Annotated in this window: 3 protein-coding genes and 1 pseudogene; all 4 read right to left on the bottom strand. The window is 68.8% G+C overall.

The window, feature by feature from the left end; translation table 11 throughout:
- Nucleotides 1-385: hypothetical protein (locus tag K228_RS0124300; protein ID WP_155251637.1), on the bottom strand; the 385-nt coding region annotated here is incomplete at its 3' end.
- A gap of 75 nt (nucleotides 386-460) precedes the next feature.
- Nucleotides 461-931, bottom strand: a complete 471-nt coding sequence (locus tag K228_RS26570; protein WP_025620700.1) for a DUF4913 domain-containing protein — start codon at nucleotides 929-931, stop codon at nucleotides 461-463.
- Entirely contained in the window at nucleotides 928-2,646 is a 1,719-nt protein-coding gene (locus K228_RS0124290) for a type IV secretory system conjugative DNA transfer family protein (protein WP_025620699.1), read from the bottom strand. Before K228_RS0124290 ends, K228_RS26570 begins: the two co-directional genes overlap by 4 nt.
- Nucleotides 2,643-3,304 (bottom strand): annotated as a pseudogene (locus tag K228_RS29055) (hypothetical protein); the annotation flags it as partial. The pseudogene K228_RS29055 and the gene K228_RS0124290, both read right to left, overlap by 4 nt.

The raw sequence follows: 3,304 nt of genomic DNA, 5'->3' as shown, positions 1-3,304 counted from the left end.
GTTCTTCACCGATGCGCGTGAGGTCATCAAGGGCCGTAGGCCAGGCGGTGAGCTGGTGAGTCTTCGCCGGTGCGCCTTTTCTGGCCCGGCCGGCGGCCGGCACGTCAACGGCGAGCAGTTTGGCGAGCCTGGCAAGTGACACCTTCGCCGGCCCGCGGGGGTTACGGCGACGCCGGTCGAGGTCAACGGCGTGCGCGGTGTCTTCGTGAGCGTGCGCGGCATCGCTGAGCTGCTCGAACAGCGGCCACGCGAGGATGGCGGCTTCGGCCCGGTGGTGACGGCCGAACGCGAACAGGCCGCGTGGCCCGTGGACACGGAAGGCCCTTAGCAGGCCGGTCAGTTGGCGGCGAGTCTGGGCCAGCCCGCGGATCGTCGTCGGGATCACGATGGAGAAACCTTCATCCGTGGCGATCGGCAATGGTCATGTTGGCTTCCCCGTGCCGGTCCCTGTCTGCTGTCATCAGACAGTGGGATCGTGTGGGGGTCCAGGGCCTTGCGCCACGAATGACGTCATGTGCGGGTCGGGGGTCCACCGGCGTAGTTTGCGCTCCTGGTGACTGTTGCCGTCGATACAGCTACGCCACCCGGCGCGGGTTTGCAGCCGGTCGATCGACGGCCAGAACCACCGGTCATGCCAGGTGATCAGGTCGTCGCGGGGGGCTTGCGGCTTGCCGTGGTACGCGGCTTGCCAGGCCGACATGAGTGCGGTCAGTTCCTCCACCGCGACGGGATGGCGGTACCAGCACGGCGGGATCGTGGCAGCCTCGCCGGTTAGTTCGTAGCGCGGCACGATCCAGTTGACCCAGTCGATCAGGTCGAGCCATAGCGCGGCGGCGGTGCCGGGATCTGCGTGGCGCCATGCCCAACGCGACGGGCCGGACGCCGGTACGTCGTCGAGGTCGTAGAGGTCGTCGGGGTCTGTGCTGGTCATGCCTGCTCTCCGGCGCTCATCTTGCGTGCCTTGCGAATGTCGCCGGCGTCCTTGCGTTTCCACCACGGCCGGAGTCGCACCAGTGTCGGGCTCATGTTGCGGTAGAACAGCAGGGCTTGCCCGAGCGGCAGCGTGAAGATTTTCTCGGGCCGTAGTACCCGCTCTCGTTCCTCGCTCTTGGTGACCGATCCGGCGTGGTGGGCGGCGTGCGTGGTGGAGGTCCGCCGTACCTTGCGCTCCCCGCACAGCTTCGACCACTCCTCCAGTTCCTTGGCGTCGGCGAGACCGCCGAGGATCAGCTTCACGGTCGCGGCCGCCCACAAAGCCCCGTAGCCGTTCTCACCCCACCGGGCGCGGCCCTGGTCCGGCGACTGGATCAGCACGATCACGGTCACGCTGCGCCCGCCGGAGTCGCTCATCAGCCCGGCCAGGTTCGGCAGCGGTGCCACGTTCGCCGCCTCGTCGAGGACCAGGCGCAGCGGCGGATCCAGCTGACCGTCCGGGAAACGCTGCGACATTCGCTTGGCGATTTTGACGATGTGGTCGGCCAGCGCGGTCACGAACGGTGCCGTCGAGCCGTTGTCACCCTCGCTGAGCAGGTACAAGGTGCCGCGGGCCTGAATGAACTGCTCGACGTCGAAACCCTCGTGCGGCCCCGGGGTGACCACGTCCATCACCCGCGGCGACGCCAGCGGCTTGAGGATCACCCCGAGCGTCATCTTGGTGGAGCTGACCGTGTCGTCGGCGCCGTGGGTGAAGGTGCGCAGCGTGCCGTACCAGCCGGCGCCGGCCCGGTCGTCGCTGCGCAGGATGTTGAGCGGCTCGTCGTTTTCAAAGTCGGCCGCCCAGGCGGCCACCTCACGCATCGTCTTGCCGGCGAGCGCGGCCGCGTGCAGCAGGCATTGCAGGACGGCATCGGCGCCCTCGATGAAGAAGTCCGCGTTCGTGGTCGACTCGCCCAGCGGCACCGCCGACACGAATGCCCGAGACCGCTCGATGGCCACGGCGGGATCCTCGCAGCCGATGACCGGCGACCACCGCAGCTGGGTGGGCCAGCCGGCGATGTCCTCGGGGTCGAACACGTGGACCGGCCGGCCACCGCGGCCGCGCATGGAGGCAGTCAGCCACACCAGCTCAGCCTTGGTGCTGGTGGCCACGACCGCGCCGGGAGCGTCCAGGATCGCGCCGACGGCGAAGAACATGGTCTTGCCCATCCGCGGCGGGGCGACGATCAGGACCGAGTCCTCATGCTGGGCATACAGCCGGCCGTAGGGGTGGTGGCCCAGGAACATCGGCTGTATCTGCCGGGCCTTGCGCTTCGCGGCGTCACCCAGCAGCGTCTCGCTCAACTCCGCGCGGGTGGCCAGGCCCTCGGGCTGGTAGGCCGCGGCCCGCCGCAGCCGCCACCACACCAGCAGCCCGAGGGGCGCCCCGACCAGCACGACCACGAGCACCCACACCAGCAGCGCCGGCGGTAACTGGCCCTGCACCGACCCGGGGTAGCCGGCCAGCGGATCAAACGGTGATGTCCGGACCGCGGTCACCGTGTCGTCGAACCGGATCCCCGGCGTGCGGCCGGCCAGCGCGGCCGCCCCGCGGACCGCGAGGTGGAACACCGCGGCGACCGCGATCAGCACCCCGATCAGCGCCAGGACCAGGTTCATGATGGTGTCGCTGAGCCCACCACTGGCCGGTGGGCGGCCGGGGCCGCTCACGCGCTGGCCTCCACACTGCCCAGGTCGGCCTCTTCCTCGCGCACGATGACGCCGGTGCCGCTCATCGCCGCATCGGTGTTGGTCAACTCCACTTCCAGGTCGGAACGCAGGTGCGACACGATGATCGGACCGCCGGTGCCGATCTTGACTAGGGGTGTGCCCTTCGGTAGTTCCAGCAGGATGCCCATCGCGGTGGACGGCAGGTTGAACAACCGGACGCACTCGCGGGCGTCGTCTTCCTTGGCCTGGCCGTAGATGAAGACCGTCTCCGCCTCTTTGATCATTGCGATGGCGGGGGAGTCGGCGGGCACGTCGGAGATGTGGTGCACCGCGACGACGTTGGACAAACCCAGGCCGCGGGCCAGCTTCCAGTTGCGCCGAGCCACCTTCGCGAAGCTGCCCTCGATGAGGTGCCACCCCTCTTCCACGACGAAGACGGTTTGGACCGGCTCATCCTGGTTGGCCAGCACATTCATCAGCCACGTGTTGATGATGCTCATGATGATCGGCAGGGCCGGCCCGGTCTCCGGCAGCGCGGAGACGTCGAAGACGGTCAGCCCGGCGTTGAGGTTGACGTTCGCGCTGGTCGGCGCGTCGACCAGCCCGGCGAGGTCTTCCTCGATCATCCGCTCCAGCTCGAACGCGGCGTCATAGCCCC

The sequence above is a fragment of the Salinispora cortesiana genome, assembly GCF_000484695.1.
Classification (GTDB): domain Bacteria; phylum Actinomycetota; class Actinomycetes; order Mycobacteriales; family Micromonosporaceae; genus Micromonospora; species Micromonospora cortesiana.
The sequence above is the reverse complement of the archived record's forward strand: the minus strand, read 5'-3'. Positions and strand labels throughout refer to the sequence as shown.

Excerpts from the sequence above, each read along its gene's own strand:
- K228_RS26570 (WP_025620700.1), bottom strand. The coding sequence starts at position 931 with ATGACCAGCACAGACCCCGACGACCTCTACGACCTCGACGACGTACCG.